General features: G+C 51.9%; 19 protein-coding genes. All 19 read left to right on the top strand.

What is annotated here, in order from left to right:
• The first annotated feature begins 72 nt into the window (after window positions 1–72).
• The 19 genes from KB559_RS01470 to murA all read left to right on the top strand — a co-directional run bounded on the left by KB559_RS01470 (window position 73) and on the right by murA (window position 23,555).
• Window positions 73–1,005 carry an ABC transporter permease gene (locus tag KB559_RS01470; protein WP_211019809.1) on the top strand — a complete coding sequence of 311 codons (933 nt, stop codon included), beginning with the start codon at window positions 73–75 and terminating at the stop codon, window positions 1,003–1,005.
• Window positions 1,006–1,007: 2 nt separating this feature from the next.
• A complete protein-coding gene (locus KB559_RS01465) occupies window positions 1,008–1,970 on the top strand; it encodes an ABC transporter permease (protein ID WP_211019808.1) in 963 nt (320 codons plus the stop codon).
• Between the two features lie 12 nt (window positions 1,971–1,982).
• Window positions 1,983–2,978, top strand: a complete 996-nt coding sequence (locus tag KB559_RS01460) for an ABC transporter ATP-binding protein (RefSeq protein ID WP_211019807.1) — start codon at window positions 1,983–1,985, stop codon at window positions 2,976–2,978.
• Entirely contained in the window at window positions 2,975–3,916 is a 942-nt protein-coding gene (locus KB559_RS01455) for an ABC transporter ATP-binding protein (protein ID WP_211019806.1), read from the top strand. The genes KB559_RS01460 and KB559_RS01455 overlap by 4 nt, the downstream gene beginning before the upstream one ends.
• A gap of 185 nt (window positions 3,917–4,101) precedes the next feature.
• Window positions 4,102–5,739: a bacillithiol biosynthesis cysteine-adding enzyme BshC gene (gene bshC / locus KB559_RS01450; RefSeq protein ID WP_211019805.1), complete on the top strand. Its 1,638-nt coding sequence runs from the start codon at window positions 4,102–4,104 to the stop codon at window positions 5,737–5,739.
• Between the two features lie 14 nt (window positions 5,740–5,753).
• A complete protein-coding gene (locus tag KB559_RS01445) occupies window positions 5,754–7,019 on the top strand; it encodes an adenosylhomocysteinase (protein WP_211019804.1) in 1,266 nt (421 codons plus the stop codon).
• A 252-nt stretch (window positions 7,020–7,271) separates the two neighbouring features.
• Window positions 7,272–7,709, top strand: a complete 438-nt coding sequence (gene mraZ / locus KB559_RS01440; RefSeq protein WP_211019803.1) for a division/cell wall cluster transcriptional repressor MraZ — start codon at window positions 7,272–7,274, stop codon at window positions 7,707–7,709.
• Between the two features lie 76 nt (window positions 7,710–7,785).
• A complete protein-coding gene (gene rsmH, locus KB559_RS01435; RefSeq protein ID WP_211019802.1) occupies window positions 7,786–8,760 on the top strand; it encodes a 16S rRNA (cytosine(1402)-N(4))-methyltransferase RsmH in 975 nt (324 codons plus the stop codon).
• Window position 8,761: 1 nt separating this feature from the next.
• On the top strand, window positions 8,762–9,184 hold the full coding sequence (locus tag KB559_RS01430) for a hypothetical protein (protein ID WP_211019801.1): 423 nt from the start codon (window positions 8,762–8,764) through the stop codon (window positions 9,182–9,184).
• Between the two features lie 20 nt (window positions 9,185–9,204).
• The gene (locus KB559_RS01425; RefSeq protein ID WP_211019800.1) at window positions 9,205–11,436 is read left to right on the top strand and encodes a penicillin-binding transpeptidase domain-containing protein; all 2,232 of its coding nucleotides are present in this window, start codon (window positions 9,205–9,207) and stop codon (window positions 11,434–11,436) included.
• 78 nt (window positions 11,437–11,514) lie between these two features.
• A complete protein-coding gene (locus tag KB559_RS01420) occupies window positions 11,515–13,473 on the top strand; it encodes a stage V sporulation protein D (protein WP_211019799.1) in 1,959 nt (652 codons plus the stop codon).
• A gap of 72 nt (window positions 13,474–13,545) precedes the next feature.
• Window positions 13,546–15,036 carry a UDP-N-acetylmuramoyl-L-alanyl-D-glutamate--2,6-diaminopimelate ligase gene (locus KB559_RS01415; protein WP_211019798.1) on the top strand — a complete coding sequence of 497 codons (1,491 nt, stop codon included), beginning with the start codon at window positions 13,546–13,548 and terminating at the stop codon, window positions 15,034–15,036.
• The gene (locus tag KB559_RS01410) at window positions 15,036–16,433 is read left to right on the top strand and encodes a UDP-N-acetylmuramoyl-tripeptide--D-alanyl-D-alanine ligase (protein WP_211020224.1); all 1,398 of its coding nucleotides are present in this window, start codon (window positions 15,036–15,038) and stop codon (window positions 16,431–16,433) included. Before KB559_RS01415 ends, KB559_RS01410 begins: the two co-directional genes overlap by 1 nt.
• Before the next feature lie 24 nt (window positions 16,434–16,457).
• On the top strand, window positions 16,458–17,423 hold the full coding sequence (gene mraY / locus KB559_RS01405) for a phospho-N-acetylmuramoyl-pentapeptide-transferase (RefSeq protein ID WP_211019797.1): 966 nt from the start codon (window positions 16,458–16,460) through the stop codon (window positions 17,421–17,423).
• Between the two features lie 2 nt (window positions 17,424–17,425).
• Entirely contained in the window at window positions 17,426–18,850 is a 1,425-nt protein-coding gene (gene murD, locus KB559_RS01400; RefSeq protein ID WP_211019796.1) for a UDP-N-acetylmuramoyl-L-alanine--D-glutamate ligase, read from the top strand.
• Window positions 18,851–18,900: 50 nt separating this feature from the next.
• The gene (gene spoVE / locus KB559_RS01395; RefSeq protein ID WP_211019795.1) at window positions 18,901–19,998 is read left to right on the top strand and encodes a stage V sporulation protein E; all 1,098 of its coding nucleotides are present in this window, start codon (window positions 18,901–18,903) and stop codon (window positions 19,996–19,998) included.
• 4 nt (window positions 19,999–20,002) lie between these two features.
• Entirely contained in the window at window positions 20,003–21,118 is a 1,116-nt protein-coding gene (gene murG, locus KB559_RS01390) for an undecaprenyldiphospho-muramoylpentapeptide beta-N-acetylglucosaminyltransferase (RefSeq protein ID WP_211019794.1), read from the top strand.
• Between the two features lie 234 nt (window positions 21,119–21,352).
• Window positions 21,353–22,258, top strand: coding sequence for a UDP-N-acetylmuramate dehydrogenase (gene murB, locus KB559_RS01385; protein ID WP_211019793.1), 906 nt, complete (start codon window positions 21,353–21,355; stop codon window positions 22,256–22,258).
• Between the two features lie 16 nt (window positions 22,259–22,274).
• Window positions 22,275–23,555, top strand: coding sequence for a UDP-N-acetylglucosamine 1-carboxyvinyltransferase (gene murA / locus KB559_RS01380; protein WP_211019792.1), 1,281 nt, complete (start codon window positions 22,275–22,277; stop codon window positions 23,553–23,555).
• The last annotated feature ends 158 nt before the right edge of the window (window positions 23,556–23,713 follow it).

Here is a 23,713-nt window from a genome sequence, read left to right as displayed (position 1 = left end):
AATAGACAAAGCTCTGAAATTGGCCTAAAATCGTTTTATGTCGAATTTTATCAAAAGGAGGTGCAAACGGGCATGGTGCGTTACATTGCAAATAAGTTATTTTACATGTTAATCTCGTTGTTCATTTTGATCTCTGCTACCTTCTTTTTGATGAAAGGTATACCGGGCAGCCCACTTACTTCAGAGAAGCAAGTGCCGCCTGCGATACAGGAACGTCTAAAGGAACAACTCGGATTGGACAAGCCCGTTTACCAACAGTATTTCAAGTATTTAGGTGACGTAGTGCAAGGTGATCTTGGCATTTCAATGAAAAAGATTAACCAGGACGTTTCTGGAATTATCGGACAAACGTTTTCCGCTTCTCTGAAGCTCGGGTTAGTCGCTATCATTGTGGCTGTAATTGTTGGGGTGGTGCTTGGTATGCTGGCAGCGCTGTATCATCGCAAGCTGATCGATAATGTCGCGATGGTGTTAGCGGTGCTGGGCATCGCGGTTCCTAGCTTCGTGGTTGCATCCCTGCTTCAGTACGTATTTTCCTCGCAGTTGCATTGGCTGCCTACGATGGGCTTTAAAGGTCCGATGTACTACATTCTTCCCGTTGCCGCATTGACGGCGCAACCGATTGCGTTTATCGCACGTCTGACCCGTTCTAGCATGCTGGAAGTCCTGCATGCCGATTACATCAAAACAGCTAAAGCAAAAGGCTTGACCTGGTTCGCTATATTATGGCGCCATGTGATTCGTAACGGTATTATGCCGGTCATCACTTATATCGGCCCTATGACGGCAAACATCGTAACCGGTTCGGTCGTTATCGAACAAATTTTCGGGATCGGCGGGATCGGCAAGCAGTTTGTCGAAGCTATCAGTACTCGTGATTACCCGGTAATTATGGGGATTACGATCTTCTACGGTATTTTGCTGATGCTTGCTCGTTTCTTGACGGATATTGCTTATATGCTGGTAGATCCGAGAGTTAAAGTGAATAAAGGGAAGGAGGGGTAAGGATGGAACAAACACCAATTCAAGTAATGCCGACGCCGGTAGATTTGAAACCGGAAGATTTCCGGAAAATCGGTACAGACGAAAAGGAAGCCGAAGTCATTCAGCGTGAAAGTATTTCTGCTTGGCGCGATGCTTGGCAACGTCTCTGTTCCAATAAAATGTCGATGGTGGCACTTTCTGTACTGGTGCTGATCGTCCTTGCAGCGATTGTAGGGCCATGGATTTCAAAATGGGTGCATGGTTACAATTACTATTCCAACGACTTGATGAATACAAACCAGAAGCCATCCGCTGCCCATTGGTTCGGTACCGATGATCTCGGCCGTGATATGTGGGTGCGTACCTGGATGGGGGCCCGGATCTCCTTGATCGTAGGTCTGGCGGCTGCTTGTATCGACTTGATGATCGGCGTTATTTACGGCGGCATCATGGGTTACTTCGGCGGAAGAGTCGATGAAATCATGAATAAATTTTCCGAAATTTTGTATTCCATTCCTTACCTGCTGGTTACTATCCTGCTTCTTGTCGTTATGGAACCAAGCTTGGGAACGATTATTCTGGCTCTGACGATTACCGGATGGATTAATATGTCATGGATTGTTCGCGGAGAAATTATGCAGCTCAAAAACCGCGAGTTCGTGCTTGCTTCCCGTTCGATGGGTGCAGGTTCAGGACGTCTCTTATTCAAGCATTTGCTGCCTAACGCGGTAGGCCCGATCATCGTAACCGTGACTTTGTCCGTACCGAATGCTATCTTCTCCGAAGCCTTCTTGAGCTTCTTGGGACTTGGTGTACAAGCACCGATCGCTTCGCTCGGTTCGATGATTAACGATGCCCTCACCGGCTGGTTGTACTATCCTTGGCGGATGCTGTTCCCAGCGGCTGTCATCAGTTTGACGATGCTGGCGTTTAACATTTTTGGCGACGGTCTTCGCGACGCGCTGGATCCAAAACTGAAAAAATAGGAGGTGGAACTGATGGAGCCGATTTTACAAGTCAAAGATTTGCATGTCTCCTTTTCTGTAAAAGGCGGAGAAGTGAAAGCTGTCCGCGGCATGAACTTTGAGATAGGTAAAGGGGAAACGGTGGCAATCGTCGGTGAATCCGGCAGCGGCAAAAGCGTAACGGCCCAGACGATCATGCGCCTGATCCCTTCCCCTCCGTCGATTATCAAGCAAGGCGAAATCCTGTTCCAGGGACAGGACTTGCTCAAAAATAGCAATAAGCAAATGGAAGCAATTCGCGGTAAAGATATTGGCATGATTTTCCAGGATCCGATGACCTCTTTGAATCCTACTATTAAAGTAGGTAAACAAATCACTGAAGTGCTTATCAAACATCAGAAAATGTCAGCGGGCGAAGCGAAAAAAGAAGCTATCGAGATGTTGAAGCTTGTCGGCATCAAAAATGCCGAAGCCCGCTTTAACCAATACCCTCACGAATTTTCCGGCGGCATGCGGCAACGTGTAATGATCGCGATTGCACTGGCTTGCCGGCCTTCACTGCTGATTGCGGATGAACCGACTACTGCGCTCGACGTTACGATTCAGGCGCAAATTATGGATGTCATGAAAGAGATGCAGCAGCGTCTTGGCACCTCCATCATTTTGATTACGCATGACCTGGGCGTTGTAGCAGGCATGTGCGACCGGGTTATCGTTATGTACGCCGGTGAAGTGGTTGAAACCGGTACGAAATGGGAGATCTTTAAAAACCCGCAGCATCCTTACACCAAAGGCTTGCTGAGATCGATGCCGCGGCTTGACCAGAAGAAGGGTGAACCGCTGATTCCGATCATCGGTACTCCGCCGGATTTGATCAAACCGCCGCTTGGCTGCCCGTTTGCGGCACGCTGCGATCAGGCCATGAAGATCTGCGAACGCATTGATCCGGGTGCGACTGTATTCAGCGACACGCATATGGCCCGTTGCTGGGATCTTCACCCGATGGCCAAGGAGGGACAGTCGTCATGAGTAAAAACCTGATCGAGGTTGAAGGCCTCAAAAAATATTTTAATGTCGGCGGCGGCAATGTACTTAAGGCCGTCAACGATATCAGCTTTTCGATCGCCGAAGGCGAAACGCTCGGTCTTGTGGGCGAATCCGGCTGCGGCAAGTCCACGGCAGGCCGGACGATTCTCCGGCTGTACGAGCCAACGGGCGGAAGCGTCCGCTTCAATGGCACGGACATCAATCAACTGTCACCGCGCAAAATGAAAGCAATGCGCCGCGATATGCAGATGATTTTCCAAGATCCGTACGCATCGCTTAATCCGCGGTTTACGGTAACGGATATTATCGGCGAAGCGCTCGACATTCACGGCATGGCCGGATCGCGCGCGGAACGCAAGAAACGGGTAGAAGAATTGCTCGATATGGTCGGACTTAATCCTGACCATGCAACCCGTTATCCGCATGAATTCTCCGGCGGCCAACGGCAGCGGATCGGGATTGCGCGGGCGCTTGCGGTAAATCCGAAGTTCATCATTTGCGACGAACCGATTTCCGCGCTCGACGTTTCGATTCAAGCACAGGTCGTCAATCTGCTTAAGGATTTGCAGGATCGTCTCGGTCTGACCTACTTGTTCATCGCGCATGACTTGTCCATGGTCAAGCATATCAGTGACCGCGTTGCGGTTATGTACCTGGGACGAATCGTGGAGCTGGCTGAAAGTGAAGAACTGTATGCCAACCCGCTTCATCCTTATACCAAAACGCTGCTCTCGGCGATTCCGATTCCGGATCCGGAAGTGGAAGAGAACAAGAAGCGGATTCTGCTTGAAGATAACGGTAACGGCCCGATTCACTCGGCTAAAGACGGTTCTGCAGGCGGCGGCTTGTTCGATCTCGACAATTCGGAACTCGTCGAAGTATCCAAAGGCCACTGGGTATCGATGCCGAATAAAGGATAATTTTGTTCCGGCAAAGCTTAGGTTAAGATTAGAATGCAGCTCTCGCGCCGTTTTGCGGCGCGGGGGCTTTTTTCAATCCTGAAGTGCCGGGGTTAAGACTGTTGTTTGCTTAGCGATTTGTAGACGGTTATGCTATATTTTTAAGGTAGTCTAGCTTTGAGAGAAGACAGGAGGATCAGAACCTGATGAATATTGTTCAAGAGCCGCTGAAGGCCGGCCAACCGCTGGCGGAAGCACTCATTCAAGATTTTTCGAAAGTTAGCGGGCTTTATGAATATAATCCGGCCGAAGAGAAAAGCTGGAGCGACAGATTGGCATGGCTTGATCAAAGCGATCGGCTCCGCGTGGACCGGAAGGAGCTTGTAAACCAGCTCCGCGTATATAATTTGAAGCATAATCCGCATGATGCGGTTTCGGGTCATTTGGATCAGCTGGAGCGGCCGGGAACGGCAGTTATAGTCGGAGGGCAGCAAAGCGGGCTGTTTACCGGACCACTGCTGGTTATTTATAAAGCGATAACGATCATTAAAGCGGCCAAAGAAGCTTCAACGAAGCTGAATCGTCCGGTTGTTCCCGTGTTCTGGATCGCAGGGGAGGACCATGATTGGGATGAGGTCAATCACACGTACGTCTTGTCGCAGGACCTGCAGGTAACCCGGATCCGGATTGCGCAAGGACATGATCAGCGTCTGCCGGTCAGCTGGACCGAGCTTGATGCCGAGGCTTGGGAGCAGGCGGCCGCCGAGCTGGAACAACTGCTTCCGCAGACCGAATTCAAATCGGGATTGATGGAACTGTATCGCGAAGCCGCGGCATCTTCGTCTACATTGACCGATTGCTTTGCCAAGCTGATGGGAAGCTGGTTCGGCAAATACGGGCTTATTCTGCTCGATTCAGCGGATCCCGGGCTGCGCCGGCTGGAAATTCCCGTGTTCGAAGAGATGATCGCCAGAAACGACGAACTGGAAGAGGCTTATCGCCATGCGGCGGATGACATACTCCAGCTTGGATTTTCTGCCCAAGCGGATGCGAGGGAACATGCGGCGAATCTGTTCTACATACATGAGGGAGAGCGTTTGCTTCTATTTAAACAAGACGGAAAATTTTGCGACCGAAAAGCTAAGGTAGCTCTGACTAAGGAAGAACTGCTGGAGGAGCTGCGCCAGCACCCTGACCGGTTCAGCAACAATGTGTTGACCCGGCCTTTAATGCAGGATTCGCTGCTGCCAGTGCTGGGCGCTGTGCTTGGATCCGGCGAAATCGCTTATTGGGGTTTGACCCGTCAGGCATTCCGGCGTTTGGATTTGCAGATGCCGATCCTGCTGCCACGCGAATCGTTTACAGTGCTGGAAGGAACGCTTCATAAGCACATGGATAAATATGCTCTTTCCTGGGAGGATGTTGCGGACCGGGATGTTTTTCAGGCTAAACGGGAAGCTTGGCTAGCCGGACAGGACGCTTTGAACTTAGGGGAGAGGTTCGGGGAAATCAAGTCGGCCTTTACCGGCATGTACGATCCTTTAATCGAACAGCTGGGCGGCATTCAAAACGGATTGACAAAGCTCGGAAACGCCAACCGGGATAAAATCATCGATCAGATTGAATATTTGTACGGTAAAGCGAAGGATGCACTGGAGAAAACGAATGGAGCGGGATTACGGCACTTTGACCGGATCGAGCTATCCCTCTTTCCGATGGGCAAACCGCAGGAGAGAGTCTATAACATTTTCTATTATATGAATCGTTACGGTGAAGCCTGGATTGACGGTTTGACCGGAATTCCTTATGATGTAACGGGAACGCACCGGATTATATATTTGTAGGAGGGTAATTGATCATGAGTTCAGCGAATCAAAACAGCATTGTTGCCGATATGAAGTTGGCCCCGGAAGGGCATTTGAAAATTGATTGGGTAGAAGCCCATATGCCGGTACTGGGACGGATCCGGAAGCAATTTGAGGCCGAGCAGCCTTTCAAAGGTCTGAAAGTCGCGATCTCGCTGCACCTGGAGGCCAAAACCGCTTATTTGGCTAAGGTGGTTCAGGCGGGCGGCGCGGAAGTTACCATCACGGGCAGCAATCCGCTGTCCACACAGGATGATGTTTGCGCGGCGTTGGTGGAGGACGGAGTGACCGTATTTGCAAAATATAATCCGGAGCCTGCCGAGTACAAGGAGCTTTTGGTTCGTGCTCTCGAAACCAAGCCGGACCTCATTATTGACGACGGCGGCGATCTCGTTACGATTCTGCATTCCGAACGCCCCGATCTGCTTGAAAATATTCGCGGCGGCGCTGAAGAAACGACTACCGGTATTTTGCGCCTGAAAGCGATGGATAAAGAAGGTAAGCTGCAATTTCCAATGGTTGCGGTCAATGACGCCTATTGCAAATACTTGTTCGATAACCGGTACGGAACCGGACAATCCGTATGGGATGGAATAAATCGGACCACCAATCTGGTCGTGGCGGGTAAAACGGTCGTTGTCGTTGGCTACGGCTGGTGCGGCAAGGGCGTGGCTATGCGGGCAAAAGGTCTCGGCGCCAATGTCATCGTAACCGAGGTGGATGCGATCAAGGCCGTAGAGGCCTATATGGACGGCTTCCGTGTAATGCCTATGCTGGAAGCGGCCAAAATTGGCGATTTCTTCGTGACGGTCACAGGCAACCGTGATGTAATTCGCGGCGAGCATTATGACGTTATGAAAGACGGAGCCATCTTGTCCAATGCGGGCCACTTCGACGTAGAAGTGAACAAGCCGGAACTGGCCGAGCGTTCCAGCTCGGTGCGGACGGTACGCCGCAATATTGAGGAATATCAACTGAAGGACGGCCGCAAAATGTATATTCTTGCGGAAGGTCGTCTCGTCAATCTCGCGGCCGGCGACGGACATCCGGCTGAAATTATGGACATGACGTTTGCATTGCAAGCCTTGTCTCTCAAATATGTGAATGAACAATATGAGAAGATCGGCAAGTCGGTCGTCAACGTGCCGTACGAGCTTGACGAGCAGGTTGCACGCTACAAGCTGGAAAGCCTCGGACTCGGGATCGATACCTTGACCGAAGAACAGCGGACATACCTTGACAGCTGGCAAGAACATTAATTAGATTGTTGATAATTTGACTACTGGAATAGCAACAATTAGCAAAGCCTTTCCTCTTCTTTAATGAAGGGGGAAGGCTTTTTTTGCCTTTGGAACTCCAAAATATGCATCAGTCTCCTGCTGAGGGTAATTTTACCGATAAAAAAAGTTTGAACATAAGAAGGATTTTGTCCTTGCATGCAGAATAAGTAGTATTCATAGTGGTGGAAAGTGGTGCAAAGTGGGGGAAAGAGGTAAGGGGTGAGCTAACCAATGTTTATGGGGGAATTCCAACATAGCATTGACGAGAAAGGCCGCATCATTATTCCGGCCAAGTTTCGTGATCTCCTGGGAACCTCTTTTGTAGTTACCCGCGGTCTGGACCAATGCCTCTTCGTTTATCCGCAATCGGAATGGGAAGTGCTGGAGCAGAAGCTCAAAGCCTTGCCGTTGATGAAATCCGATGCCCGTGCGTTTACCCGGTTCTTTTTCTCCGGGGCAACGGAATGCGAGTGGGATAAACAGGGAAGGGTAAATTTACCCGCTAATTTAAGACAGTATGCGAAGCTGGAGAAGGATTGTGTCGTTCTCGGCGTGTCGAACCGGGTAGAAATTTGGAGCCGGGATACGTGGGAGCAGTATTTCCAACGGTCGGAGGATACGTTCAACGAAATTGCGGAAAAGCTGGTTGATTTTAATTTCGATCTGTAAACATTGATAATAACCGGGTAGCTCCATGAGACTAATACATATAGCTAATCCCGGAACAGTCTGGAGGGCTGCAGTCTTGTTTCATCACATCACGGTGCTTAAGAAAGAAGCGACAGAAGGGCTGCGCATTAAGCCGGACGGCATTTATGTGGATTGCACGTTGGGCGGCGGCGGGCATAGCTCCGTTATTTTGTCCCAGCTTGGCGACGGCGGAAGATTAATCGCATTTGATCAGGATGATTGGGCATTGGATAATGCCAGAGAGAACCTGGCCGCCTACGGTGACAAGCTTACATTGGTAAAAAGTAATTTCCGTCATCTCGAGCATAAGCTCCTTGAGCTTGATGGTATCCCGCAGCATAATGGGGTTCCGCAGGTTGACGGCATTTTGTTCGATCTCGGCGTTTCCTCGCCTCAATTCGATGAAGGAGATCGCGGGTTCAGCTACAATGCGGATGCTCCACTCGATATGCGAATGGATCAATCGGCGCAGTTGACGGCCCGGGAAATCATTAATGAGTGGCCGGAGCGCGAAATTGCTCGGATTTTGTTTCAATACGGCGAAGAAAAGTTCTCCAGGCGGATCGCTAAAGTGATCGCGGAAACAAGAGAAACTTCGCCGATCGAGACTACGGGCCAACTGGTCGAGCTGGTGAAGGAAGGAATCCCGGCTGCGGCTCGCCGGACGGGCGGACATCCCGCCAAACGAAGTTTTCAGGCCTTGCGGATCGCGGTCAATGATGAACTCGGCGCGCTGGAAGAAGGGCTGCATGCGGCGGTCCGGTGTTTGGCGCCGGAAGGAAGGGCCTCGGTCATTACCTTTCATTCGTTGGAAGACCGGATTTGTAAACAGATTTTTGCAAGCTATGTAGAAAAGTGCACCTGTCCTCCCGATTTTCCTTTGTGTGTGTGCGGAGGCCAAGGACAATTGAAATTGATTAATCGGAAACCGTCGGTTCCTTCGGATGAGGAACTGGAACAAAATCCGCGGGCGCGTTCGGCTAAGCTGCGCGTAGCGGAGAAACTGCATTCTAAAGCGGAGGAAATGTGAGATGGCGTATACTCGGGGGAATTTGGCAGTAAAAGAACAAACAGTGGAACGCGGACAACAGTCTCCGCGATTCCGTGAAACGACGAAAGTAGTAACAAGACGCTCGCCGCTCCCGGTTCGGGAAAAGCTGCTCTATATGGTGACCGTTCTTTTCTGTGTGGCTGTAATGGGCGGTCTGTTATGGCAAAATTCCAACCTCTACAATATTAAGCGGCAAATGTACAATCTGGACACTGAAATCCAGGCGATGACCGTACAGATTAAGGAAATGTCCGTACAGAAAGAAAAGCTGCAGGAGCAAATTCCGCAAGAAGCAGCGAAGCTTGGATATGTTGAAACGTCGGAGGAAGGCTTCCATATTCAGATTCCGGCTAATTCGCAAACCGAAGGTTCGGCGGACGAAGTAACCACCGCCAAAAAATAACGTATTAAAGAGGTTTAGAGATGATCAAGAGAATAAGACTTCGGACGCTGCTGATAGGGGGATGTATTACCCTCTTTTTTGCTGTATTGATGGGGAGAGTTTTCTGGCTCCAGGTCGTTCAGGCCGATTTCTGGCAGGAACACGCCGAAGAACTCTGGTCCAAGAAGAAAACAATTACTGCCACCCGCGGGACGATTACCGACCGGAACGGGGATATTCTGGCCGTCGATGCCCCGGCTTATACCGTGGCGATAAATCCTAAATTAATTAATGAACTGAATTTAAAGGATGAAGTCGTCGACGGATTAAATGAGCTGCTTGGCAAGGACAAAGCAGAACTCGAACAGTTGGTGATGGCGACGAAGAAGGACGGTCAATTCTACTCTCAGCGCGAGGTGCGCAATGAGGGGTGGAAAATTGATCAGGAGCTCCGGGATAAAGTGGAGGCTTTCGCCAAGGAACTGAAGGAAAAGCATAAGCTTGAAGATACGGGCATTTATTTGATCAAGGAACAAAAACGCTATTATCCTCAAAATAATCTTGCTGCCCATGTATTGGGCTACACGGACCGTGAAGGCAATGCGGTTTCCGGTCTGGAAGCCTATTACGACGAGGAATTGAAAGGGCAGAACGGCTCGATTGAGTACAAGAGCGATGGCAGGGGGATTGAAATCCCGAAAGCGAGCGAAATTTATAACCCTGTAAAGAATGGCAAGAACATCCAGCTGACGATCGACGATACGATACAGTATTATATCGAAGAAGCGATGAAGGAAGCGTTCGATGAATTGAAGCCGATCAGTATGACGGTCATAGCGGCGGATCCGAAGACGATGGACATTTTGGGAATGGCGAATCTGCCAACCTATAACCCTAATGAGTACTGGGTCGACGTGGATCAGAAGAATTTCTATAACCACGCAATCAAATCGGTATATGAGCCGGGCTCGACATTTAAGATCGTAACGCTGGCCGGGGCTGTGCAGGACGGGTTGTTTAATCCGGAAGCGAGATATATGTCGGGAAGCATCCGGGTGCCGGGACAAACGATCCATGACATGAAGCGTTCCGGTTGGGGCGAAATCAGTTATATCGAAGGCGTTAAGCGTTCAAGTAACGTTGCCTTCGTTAAATTGGGATATGAAATGCTGGGCCCTGACCGGTTGAAGGAATATGTCGACAATTTCGGGTTCGGTAAAAAGACGGGTATCGAGCTCCCTGGGGAAGCAGCGGGCGTCGTGACGCCGGTGCAACAGGCGGACTTTGCGGCAATGGCCTACGGTCATGGTAAGCTGCTGGTTACACCGCTGCAGCAAGTGGCTGCAATCGCAGCTGTGGCGAATGGCGGGAAATTGCTTGAACCGCATCTTGTAAAGTCGATCACCGACCCGCAGACGGGCGAAACCATTAAGACGCAACCTCAAGAAATACGGCAAGTGATTTCCCCGGAAAAGGCAAAGGAAGTCGGCAGTTATCTTGAACAAGTCGTATCCGACCAGAAAATCGGGACCGGGCGCCATGCCTATATCGACGGTTACCGGGTTGCGGGCAAAACCGGAACAGCGGTGAAGCCGGTGAACGGGGTATATGATTATACCAAGCAAGTTATATCTTTTATCGGCTACGCGCCGGTAGACGACCCCAAGATCGCGATTCTGGTGCTGATCGACGAACCGAAGGATTCCGAGCTGGGCGGCGGTGCCGCCGCTGCCCCGGTGTTCCAGAAGATCGCCAATCAGACGCTTCAATATTTGGGGGTTCCGAAAAAGTTCGACGAAGCATCTTCTAAATCCGTGCAAGAGAGCAATCCGGGCGTCAAAACGCCGGATCTGAAAAAACTGTCCCTGCAGGAAGCCAAAAACCTGCTCAAGAGCAAAGGGATATCTTACGCCACCCTCGGCAGCGGAACCGAACTTATTTCTCAGTTTCCAAAAGCGGGCGCCACGTTGAAAGCGGGTCAGCATATGTATCTCCTGACCGAGGAAGGCAAAGCGATGTCCATCCCGAGCCTGAAGGGGGAATCGCTTCGCGAAGCGTTGGAGCTTCTCTCAGTCCTTCAAGTTTCCGTGACGGCCGAAGGTGAAGGCTATGTCGTGGACCAGACCGTCTCCGAAGAAAACGGGCAAAGAAAAGTTCATTTGGTTCTGGAACCGCCGGTCAAGGAGAATGCGGATTCCGGAGAGGATAGCAACACCGCAGAAGAGGAAACGGAAGGCGAAAACACGGATGAAGGCTCCGGATCTTCTCCATAGCTTGTTCTAACCCCTGTTTGTCCTGAATATTCATGTGATGAGATCAACATGTGACTGGATGGAACAGGGGGGCAATCGATGAGAATATCCAAAATAGTTGTAAGGCGAAGATTGTTATTTTTGCTGTGTATGCTGTGTCTGCTGTTCGCGGCTCTCGCCGTCCGGCTTGCCTACGTGCAGATCGGCAAAGGGGCGGAGCTGTCGGCCAAGGCGGAAGATTCATGGCGGCGCAACATTCCTTACTCCGCAAAGCGGGGAGAAATTGCAGACCGAAACGGCAGCGTACTGGCTTACAATATTACGACGCCAACGGTCATGGCGATTCCGGTGCAGGTGAAAACGCCGGAGACTACGGCCCGGAGCCTGGCGCCATTACTTGGGATGAGCGAGGAAGCCGTATTAAAGACGATCACCAAGAAACAATCCATAGTCAGGCTGCAACCCGGCGGACGCAAAATTACGATGGAAAAAGCGCAGCAAATTCGTGATTTGGCTCTTCCGGGTATTGTCGTTGCCGAGGACAATAAGCGGTATTATCCCTATGGAGGTCTTGCCGCTCATATTCTCGGTTTTACGGGCGGCTACAACCAGGGGCTTACCGGGGTCGAGAGTAAGTATGACAGTGAACTGAACGGGATGGGCGGCAGTGTTTCCTACTTGTCCGACGCTGGAGGCAGGTTGATGCCCGGTTCCTCGGAGAAATACGTAGAACCTAAGGACGGCCTGAACCTTACGCTGACGATCGACAAATCGATCCAGAGCATTATGGAGCGCGAGCTGGACCAGGCTATGGCCAGACTTCAGGCCAACTCAGCCTTGTCCATCGCCATGAATCCCAAAACCGGGGAGATTCTGGCCATGGCGGCCAGACCCGGCTATGACCCGGCTCAATATCAGGAAGTGGACGCCGAGGTCTATAACCGTAATTTGCCGATCTGGATGACTTATGAGCCGGGGTCCACGTTCAAAATCATCACTCTCGCTGCTGCGTTGGAAGAGAAGAAAGTCGATTTGAAAAACGAACGGTTCTTTGATCCCGGTTTTGTGAAAGTAGGAGGGGCTACGCTGCGCTGCTGGAAAAGAGGCGGTCATGGCAGCCAGACCTTTTTGCAAGTGGTTGAGAATTCCTGCAACCCCGGGTTTGTGGCATTGGGCCAACGATTGGGGAAAGAATCCTTGTTCAAATATATCAAGGATTTTGGTTTCGGCACCAAGACCGGCATCGATCTGGGCGGTGAGGAGAATGGTATCCTGTTTAAGTTGCCTAGGGTAGGGCCGGTGGAACTGGCCACGACTTCTTTTGGCCAAGGGGTGTCCGTGACGCCGATTCAGCAGATAACCGCGGTTTCGGCGGCGATAAACGGAGGTAAACTTTATAAGCCCTATGTAGCCAAATCATGGACTAACCCCGATACGGGTGAAGTAGTGCACACGAACGCTCCGGAAATGGTCCGTCAGGTAATTTCGGAGGAAACGTCAAAGCAGGTGCGGGAAGCGCTGGAAAGCGTAGTTGCCAACGGTACCGGGGGCAACGCGTTTATCGACGGCTACCGGGTCGGCGGCAAGACGGGGACCGCGCAGAAGGTTATTAACGGACGGTATTCGCAAAATGAACATATCGTTTCGTTTATCGGCTTCGCTCCGGCGGACGATCCTCAGATCGTCATCTATACGGCGGTCGATAATCCCCAAGGAATTCAGTTCGGCGGCGTCGTAGCGGCTCCGATCGTTCGTAATATTATGAAGGACGCTCTGGAGTACATGCAGATCGCGCCTCGCACGGATCAGGTCGCCAAGAAATATAAATATGGCGAAACACCTGTAGTCACGGTCCCCGATTTGGTCGGACATACGGCTCAAGAAATATACGAGGACCTGAACATGAACTTTAACCTTGCAAAATCCGGGGCCGGAAACGTCGTGATCAACCAGGCGCCTAAAGCGGGAACCCGGGTGGATAAAGGGTCGACGATCCGGATTTATATGGGAAGCGAAGCGGATGCGGAGCAGGGCCACCAGCATGAAACAAGTGAATAATATTCCTGAAAATATCATTTTTTGGTGATAATATGGATAGGTGTGTTTGAGTAATGGAAAGAGGGGAATTTTATGCTGCTTAAAGACTTAACAACTTACTTAATAGCTTCGGAACTAAAAGGCGATGATCATACGGAGTGCAGCGGCATTTCCATCGATTCCCGCCACGTGCAGCCCGGCGATCTGTTTGTATGTCTGCCGGGTCATACGGTTGACGGGCATGATTATGCGGCGAAGGCTGCCGAGCAAGGCGCAGTCGCGCTCGTCGTGCAGCGGTGGCTGGACGATGTTTCTCTCCCTCAGCTTAAAGTTAAGGATAGCCGGTTGGCGATGGCGATATTGGGAAATGTATTCTTCGGTTCGCCAAGCTCGGAACTGAACGTGATCGGCGTTACGGGTACGAACGGAAAGACGACGACCACATATTTGATCGAACGTATTCTTGAGGATCAAGGCAAGCATACCGGCCTGATCGGAACTATTCAGCGCAGATTCGCCGGCCAGACATTTCCGATGTCCGGAACGACGCCGGAATCGCTGGATCTGCAGCGTTACCTGCATGAAATGAAAGAAGCGGATATGTCGTATTGCGTCATGGAGGTTTCATCGCATGCGTTGGAACAGGGCCGTGTGAAAGGGACGAAATTCCGTACTGCGGTGTTTACAAACCTTACGCAGGATCATCTGGATTACCATAAGTCCATGGAGGAGTACCGGGCGGCCAAGGGATTGCTCTTCTCCCGGCTTGGCAATACCTTTGCTTCCGAACCCGGCCAGCGGAGCTACGCCGTATTGAATGCCGATGATCCGGCTTCCGCTTATTTTGCCAAGCAAACGGCGGCGGAGACAATCACTTATGGTGTTGAGCATGAGGCGGATGTACGGGCTTCGAATATCTCCATCACGGCGAAAGGAACTTCCTTCCATGTGGAAACGTTCCGCGGCAGTGAAGACATCACTTTAAGAATGGTCGGCAAGTTTAACGTATACAATGCGCTCGCGGCGATTTCCGCCGCGCTCCTGGAAGGTATCGCGCTTTCCGATATTAAGACCAGCCTCGAAGCCATCAAGGGAGTCGAGGGCCGCGTAGAGGCTGTGGACGAAGGACAATCTTTTGCAGTGATCGTGGATTACGCGCACACGCCGGATGGACTGGAAAACGTGTTGAACACAGTGAATGAGTTCGCACAGGGCAAAGTCATCTGCGTATTCGGCTGCGGAGGAGACCGGGACCGCACGAAACGGCCGATTATGGGCAAAATCGCAGCGCGGTTGTCCGGCCATATCATCGTAACTTCCGATAATCCGCGTACGGAGAATCCGGATCTGATTTTGAGCGACATTGAAGCAGGTTTGAAAGAGGACCAAGTACCAAGCGACCGATACGAGCTCATTGTGGACCGTCGCAAAGCGATTCAAAAGGCTATTGAAATGGCAAGCCAAGGCGATGTAGTATTGATTGCGGGGAAAGGGCATGAAACCTACCAGTTGATCGGCAAAGAGGTACACGATTTCGATGACCGGATCGTGGCCAAAGAAGCGATAAGGGGTTTAGACAAGTGATAAAACGAAAATTAGCGGAACTTGCCGCCATGTGCGGCGGACACGTTGCAGATGCCGGCGATTCCGACATCACCATAGAGGGAGTCGTCACCGACTCCCGCAAAATCAAGCCGGGATGCCTGTTCATTCCACTGGCCGGGGAACGTTTTGACGGCCATGACTTCGCCGGCGATTGTCTGGCGGCCGGAGCGTCAGCCGTACTGTGGTCCGAGTCCAAAGGCAGCCCTCCCGGGCCGGCCGTGATTGTGGGTGACACGCTCGAAGCGATGCAGCGCCTTGCAAAAAGTTACCTTGCGGCCTGCGGAACCAAGGTGATCGGCATAACGGGCAGCAACGGAAAGACTACGACGAAGGATCTCGTATTCTCGTTGCTGGCTACGACTTTCAAAGTGCATAAAACACAGGGTAATTTCAATAATCATATCGGTTTACCGTTGACGATCCTCGCCATGCCGGAGGATACCGATATCGCGGTCCTGGAGATGGGAATGAGCGGCCGGCACGAAATCGAATTGCTGTCGAAGCTTGCTGAACCGGAAACGGCCATCGTGACCAATATCGGTGAGGCGCATCTTCTGCAACTGGGCTCCAGACTGGAAATAGCCCGGGCGAAGCTGGAGATTCTGTCCGGTATGAAGCAGGGCGGATTGTTTGTTTACAATGGGGACGAACCTCTCATCGCTCAGGTTTTAGCGGAACCTTCCACCGAAAAACCGGAGGGACTGAGAATGTTCACCTTCGGCCTTGACGGAAGTAATGACGATTCTCCGAGCGGGATTATGTATATGGAGGAAGAGACGGTATTTACCTCTCGTGCTGGGGGGAGCGCGTCGCTGAGACTTCCGCTGCTTGGCGAGCATAATGTGGTCAATGCGCTGGCGGCGCTGGCGGTTGCCCGGCATTACGGTGTATCCGAAGATGACATTGAGGAAGGTCTCCGTCGGGTCGAACTGACGGGAATGCGGATTGAAACGGTAGTTGGCGCAAGCGGAATTACGATTCTGAATGATGCCTACAATTCGAGTCCTATCGCCGTGAAGGCCGCAATCGGGGTGCTTGAGAAAAAACGCGGTTACCGGAAAAAGATTGCCGTGCTTGGCGATATGCTGGAGCTTGGGCCATCGGAAGATGAATTTCACCGTGAAGTCGGCAGATTTCTTACACCCGAAAAGGTAGATCTTCTGTTTACGTATGGCCGGCTTGCCGAGAAAATCGCGGAAGGCGCCGCGGAAAATTTGGAGCCAGGAACCATTTTTGCATATCATGATAAAAGTGAGCTTATTGAAAAGTTGATTTCTATGCTGCATCCGAAGGATGTGCTGCTTGTGAAGGCTTCGCGGGGAATGAAGCTGGAAGAGGTCGTCGACGCAGTCAAAAATAGCAATCTAGAGACATAATACCGGCGAAAGGGGGGTGATCCCATGGACTTTGGACTTATTCTTTTAACGATCGGCGTATCATTTATTTTAGCGGTGATCTCGGCCCCTTTGCTGATTCCTTTGCTGCGGCGAATGAAATTTGGACAGCAGATTCGCGGCGAGGGTCCGCAGAGCCATCAAAAAAAGGCGGGAACGCCGACTATGGGCGGGATCGTTATCATATTGGCGTTCACGCTGGCTTTCTTGAAATTTTCTGTAATCAACACTGATTTTTACGTATTGCTTGTAGCGACACTTGGTTTCGGTTTGGTCGGTTTTCTGGACGACTATATCAAAATTGTGTTTAAGCGATCGCTGGGTTTAACGCCTAGACAAAAAATGTTCGGACAATTGTTGTTCTCCGGTATTGTCTGCGCCTTGCTGATTTCGGAAGGACACAGTACGGCTATCGGCATCCCGGGAACGCAAATCTCTTTTGACTGGGGAGCCTGGTTCTATTATCCGTTTATTATCATCATGATGCTGGCCATCAGCAACGCGGTCAATTTTACCGACGGTTTGGACGGATTGCTCTCCGGCGTCAGCGCAATTGCTCTCGGAGCTTACGCGGTAATTGCGATGCAGGCTACGTCACTTCCGGCTGCGGTTTGCGCGGCGGCCATGATTGGCGCAGTACTCGGCTTTCTCGTGTTTAACGCGCATCCGGCCAAGGTATTTATGGGTGACACGGGGTCTCTCGGCATCGGCGGGGCGATTGCGGCTATCGCGATCGTTACCAAGAGCGAATTGCTGTTCCTCGTCATCGGCGGGATTTTCGTAATTGAAATGCTGTCGGTCGTGCTGCAGGTGGTGTCGTTTAAAACCCGCGGGAAGAGAATCTTTAAAATGAGCCCGATCCACCATCACTTTGAATTGTCGGGATGGTCGGAATGGCGCGTCGTCGTCACATTTTGGGCGGTCGGCTTGGTGCTGGCGGGTATTGGACTTTACTTGAACAAGGGGTTGTAGAGATGAAACATCCAGATGAATACCGGGGACGACAAGTGGTTGTTCTCGGTCTAGCGAAAAGCGGCGTGCAGGTCGCCAAAACCCTACACCGGAGCGGCGCAGTCGTCACGGTCAACGATAAAAAGTCGAGGGAAGAGAGTCCCGAAGCATCCGAATTGGAGGCTTTGGGAATTTCTGTTGTATGCGGGGGGCATCCGGAAGGGCTGATTAACCCTGCTGTAGAACTGGTCGTCAAGAACCCTGGCATTCCTTACACGGCACCGCCAGTCGCTAAGGCACTTGAGCTTGGAATCGAGGTCGTGAGCGAGGTGGAGGTCGCTTATCATTTGTCCAAAGCGCCGATGATCGGCATTACCGGATCCAACGGTAAGACGACGACAACGACCTGGATCGGCAACATGCTGGAGGCGGCGAGTCTGTCCCCGGTCATAGCCGGTAATATTGGGACGCCTCTCTGTGCAGCGGCCGAGACGGCCGACGTTGAAGACTGGCTGGTCGTTGAGCTCAGCAGCTTCCAGCTCAAAGGGACACGGGAATTTCGTCCCGAGGTGGCTGTTTTGCTGAACATCGCCGAGACGCATCTGGATTATCACGGTACGATGGACGATTATATTTCCTCCAAGGCCAAGATTTTTGCCAATCAAACGGAGGAAGATACGGCTGTTATCAATTGGGACGACCCCGTTTGCAGAGAATTGGTGCCTTACATCAAGGCGAAGCTGCTGCCTTTCTCGATGACGGAGGAGCTGCGTACGGCCGGGGTATACGTTAAACCGGCTTACGTTCCGGATGTACAGGACGGACTTAGCCGTAGCGTTGTTTACTGCGATGAGGAAGGACAGGAGCATACGATCGTAGAAACGGCGGAAATCGGCCTGGCGGGCCGTTTTAACGTAGGGAACGCCCTTGCTGCGGTTGCAGCCTGCGTAGCGGCCGGCGCGGCTCCGGAGTCGCTTGCGGAGCCGCTGCGTACGTTTCGCGGCGTGGAGCATCGCCTGGAGTTCGTCGAAGTTAGAGACGGCGTGGCTTATTATAACAATTCCAAGGCCACGAATTCCAAAGCGACCGCGATGGCGCTCGGCGCCCTGGATAAGCCGATCGTCCTGATCGCCGGAGGCCTTGATCGGGGCTCCGATTATATGGAACTCCTTCCTGTTTTCAAAGATAAAGTGAAGGCAATAGTAGCTTTGGGCCAGACGAAGGAGAAAATCGGAAGAGTAGCCGAATTAGCGGGTCTAAGCGACATCGAGCTGGTCGATACTGGAGACAGCGCCGCGGAAACGCTGCGGACCGCAATCTCCAAGGCTGCTGGCCTGGCCGAGGATGGGGACATTGTGTTGCTCTCGCCGGCTTGTGCGAGCTGGGACATGTTCTCGTCCTATGAAGAGCGTGGACGCATTTTTAAAGAGGCGGTGCATACCCTTTAAGTAGGGGGGTGGAAAAGCCCCTACTTCCTTGTTAAGAGGTGGCTTCCACGATGGTCAAAGGCCGCAACAAACCGGATTTTTGGTTAATGGCCAGCATTTTCGGCTTGCTGGCAATCGGAATTGTGATGGTTTACAGTGCGGGTTCCGTACTCGCTTTCCATGATTACGGCGATTCCTTCTACTTTGTAAAACGTCAAGCTTTGTTTGCTGTTCTTGGTTTCGTAGCAATGTTTTTTACGATGAACGTAGATTACCGGATTCTGAAAAAATACGCCAAGGTGCTGCTCCTGATTTGCTTCGGGTTACTTGTCATCGTATTGATTCCCGGTATTGGGGTAGTGCGCGGCGGCGCCCGAAGTTGGCTCGGCATCAGCTCGTTCGGCATACAGCCTTCCGAGTTTATGAAGCTGGGCATGATTCTTTTTCTATCCTATTGGCTAAGTAAAGAAGATTATAGAATCACCCATTTCACCAAAGGCCTGCTTCCGCCGCTAGGCATCATCGGCGCCGCGTTCGGCCTCACTATGCTTCAACCGGACCTCGGTACGGGTACAGTAATGCTGGGTGCCTCGCTGCTGATCGTGTTTACGGCCGGCGCGAAGATCAAGCACCTCGCCGGATTGGCCGCCGTAGGGGCTCTAGGCTTCGTTGGGCTCATCCTGGCTGCGCCTTACCGGCTGCAGCGGATTACCGCTTTCCTTGATCCTTGGTCCGACCCGCTCGGCGCGGGCTATCAGATCATCCAGTCCCTTTATGCAATCGGACCGGGTGGATTGGCCGGTTTGGGCCTGGGCATGAGCCGGCAAAAGTACAGCTACGTACCGGAACCGCAAACGGATTTTATATTTTCTATTTTGGCCGAAGAGTTGGGATTCATAGGAGGGCTGCTGGTCCTTCTGCTGTTCTTGATCCTGGTGTGGCGGGGCATGAGGGTAGCGATGACGATTGATGATATGTTCGGCAGTTTGCTGGCTGTCGGTATCGTAGGTATGGTAGGCGTTCAGGTCGTTATCAATATCGGTGTTGTCATTGGCCTCATGCCGGTCACGGGGATTACACTGCCTCTCATCAGTTACGGGGGTTCATCCCTGACCTTGATGCTGACGGCACTTGGCATTCTACTAAATTTATCCCGTTATGCGAGGTGAGGATATGCGCGTCGTACTGAGCGGCGGCGGCACGGGGGGACATATTTATCCCGCGCTGGCCGTAGCAAGCAGATGTGCTGAGGAGATTCCCGGTTCCGAGTTCTTATATATCGGCGGAGAGAGAGGGCTGGAAAGCTCTCTGGTTCCGAAAACGGAGATTCCGTTTAAAGCGATAGATATTACGGGCTTCCGCAGGAAGCTTTCTTTTGAAAATATGAAAACCGTCATGCGCTTTCTCAAAGGCGTGAGAAAGTCCAAACAGATGCTCCGCGAATTTAAGCCGGACGTAGTGATCGGCACGGGCGGTTATGTATGCGGACCTGTCGTTTATGCGGCGGCCAAGCTTGGCATTCCGAGCATCATACATGAACAAAATGCGGTACCCGGGCTGACAAACCGTTTTCTGAGCAAATACGTCTCTACCGTGGCGGTCAGCTTCGAAGGCTCCGAGACCGCCTTTCCCGGGGCGCGGAACATTATTTATACGGGAAATCCCCGGGCGACAACCGTTTTTGAGGCGGATAAAAACAAAGGCTTTGAATCGCTGGGACTGCCCGCAAGCAGTTCCATCGTGCTCGTTGTCGGTGGAAGCCGGGGAGCTAAAGCCATTAACGATGCGATGGTCGATATGGCTCCATATTTAAAGGAGCTGGATCATCTTTCTTTTGTGTATGTGACCGGAGACAACTACTATGCGCCGACGATGGAGGCCATTCAGGCCAAAACCGGCGCATTGCCGCGCAATTTGCAGGTGCTGCCTTACGTGCATAATATGCCTGAAGTGTTGGCTTCAACGTCGTTAATCGTGAACCGGGCCGGCGCTTCCTTCCTGGCTGAAATGACGGCCCTTGGCATCCCGTCGATTCTGATTCCGTCGCCGAACGTGACGAACAATCACCAGGAGAAGAATGCCAGAACGCTGGAACAAGCCGGAGCGGCCCGGGTTATTTTAGAGCCGGAGCTTTCCGGTAAAGCACTGTTCACAGCAGTTCAAGAGATTATGAGCAACAAAGTGCGGCATGAATCCATGTCAAAGTCTTCAAGAAAACTCGGGAAGCCGGATTCCGCCCATTTGATCGTTGAGGAAATCCGGCGTCTTACCGGGTCAGGTCGTTCATAAGTCGTCCGCAAGCCCTGGTTCTGGGCGATTGTCACACTCTCCATAAGGAAGGCATAAGATACCCTATAAATCGTGACATTCTTCATTTCAATGGGATCTCGGAAGACGAATGCATTTCTTCTTGGTCTCTTATGGACCCGGGCGCCGGCTTTAGCCGGGCGGCAATACCGGAACCCAGGCCTTGCGCTTAAGCGGGGCGGGGATTCCGGATGTTAATCAGGGAGGGATTTTGCGATGCAGCAGTGGATATCGAAACTATCACACCAAGAAGTCGGGACGGTGTTGCTTAACGAACCGATGTCGAAATATACAACATGGAAAATCGGCGGTCCCGCTGACGCCTTGATCGTTCCCGAAAATAAAGAACAACTTGCGAACCTCGTCCGCCTGCTTCATGAAGAGCAGGTTCCCTGGATGACGGTGGGCAAGGGCTCCAACATGCTCGTATCGGATAAAGGCATTCGCGGCGCCGTTATCAAATTAGGTACAGGGCTTGAGGAGATCGAATTCAAGGGAACGGACGTGGAGGCAGGCGGAGGCGCATCCTTCGTCAGATTAAGCATCATGGCCGGAAAGCAGGGAATGACCGGTCTGGAATTTGCCGGCGGAATACCCGGAACAGTGGGGGGAGCCGTGTATATGAACGCCGGCGCACACGGGTCCGATGTGTCACGCATATTCAAATCCGCTGAAATTGTTCTGGAGACAGGTGAATTGGTAACTTACGGCGCTGAGGATATGGAGTTTGCATACCGGCATTCCATCTTGCATGAACGGCGCGGAATTGTGGCCCGGGCTAATTTTACGCTGGAGGCCGGCGATCGTTTGGAGATTGCCGCGGCCATGGCGGCCTATAAGGACCGGCGGCGCAAAACCCAACCGCTACAGCAGCCTTGTGCCGGAAGTGTATTTCGCAATCCGCCGGGCGATCACGCGGCAAGATTGATTGAAGCCGCAGGACTCAAGGGCCATAGTGTTGGCGGAGCCGAAATATCCACATTGCATGCCAATTTCATCGTCAATACCGGGCAAGCGACAGCAGAGGACGTTCTTAGGCTCATGGAGCAAATCAAGGCCACCATTTTTTCCAAATTTGAAGTCGCACTGGTGCCGGAGGTCTTCTTCGTGGGTGAACGGTAAACTCGGAGGTGATACATTGGACAAATTGGTGATCGAAGGCGGGAGACCCCTATCAGGATCCATTCGTATCCATGGAGCGAAAAATGCCGCACTGCCGATTATGGCAGCCAGCCTGCTGGCTGAAGGCAAGGTGCAACTTCGAAATGTCCCCCGTCTGCTCGATATTGACGTCATGCTCGGGATCTTGAACCGTTTGGGCTGCAATGCAGTTCATAAAGACGACACGATTATTGTGGATTCGAGCGGAGCGGATTCCTGTCATGTGCCGGAAGATTTGATGAAGCAAATGCGTTCCTCCATTTTCCTCATGGGCCCCCTTCTGGCAAGGTTCGGGGAAGTTTGTATCTATCAGCCGGGCGGCTGCGCGATTGGAGAACGGAAGATTGACTTGCACCTGAGAGGCTTGGAGGCTTTAGGAGCAGTCATCGAAGAAAACGATCATCAGATCTGGTGCCGGGCCGCAAAACTGAAGGGGAACGATATTCATCTCGACTTCCCCAGCGTTGGAGCGACGGAGAATATTATGATGGCGGCTGCGCTCGCGGAAGGCACTACGGTGATTACGAATGCAGCGAGAGAGCCGGAGATACAAGATTTGCAGAACTTTTTAAATGCATTGGGCGGAAATGTGATGGGGGCCGGAACGGATACGATCACGATTCGGGGAGTAGAATCGCTTGAGCCTTGCGATTACGAGATTATTCCCGACCGGATCGTCGCGGGAACCGCGCTGATTGCGGCTGCCGCAACACGCGGAACGGTGACGCTTACCCATTGCAATCCGGCGCACCTGACCTCGCTGTTCCATGTGCTGCGCCGGGCCGGTGTTCAAATCGGATCGTGCAATGATATAATAACCGTAAGCGGCACCGGACGTCCCAAGGCGGTTGAACGGATCGTTACTTCACCGTATCCTTCTTTTCCTACCGATCTGCAGTCTCAGGTGATGGTGCTTCTGTCGCTTGCCGACGGGATGAGCCTGATGAAAGAGACGGTATTCGAAGGAAGATTCAAGCATGTGGATGAGCTGGTGCGGATGGGCGCCGACATATCGGTGGATTTGAATTCTGCCTTTATCCGCGGAGTACCCCGTTTATACGGCGCTACGGTGGAAGCCACGGATTTGCGGGCGGGAGCCGCTCTCGTCATTGCGGGGTTAGCCGCGCAAGGCAAGACGGTTGTTGAGCAGATCCATCATATCGACCGCGGCTACGACCGGATCGAGCTGATGTTTCAAAAGCTCGGCGGCGTAATGCACCGGGAAACCCCGGCATTGAAACAACTGGATTTGGCCTGATCCAAGCCTTGGGTCCCCTCCTGATGGAGGGGATACGGGCTTTATTAAGATATCAGAAGGTATGAACTTCGGGGTATTAACTGCCTGATATCGGAAGAAAAACTTCCTCTAAACGCGGTCTGGCTTCCATGAAAGTACGTCGATAGACGTTTTTCTTA

It is taken from the genome of Paenibacillus sp. Marseille-P2973 (genome assembly GCF_018101095.1).
Taxonomy (GTDB): domain Bacteria; phylum Bacillota; class Bacilli; order Paenibacillales; family Paenibacillaceae; genus Fontibacillus; species Fontibacillus vini.
Note: the sequence above shows the minus strand (reverse complement) of the source record. Positions and strands in the feature narration are given on the sequence as shown.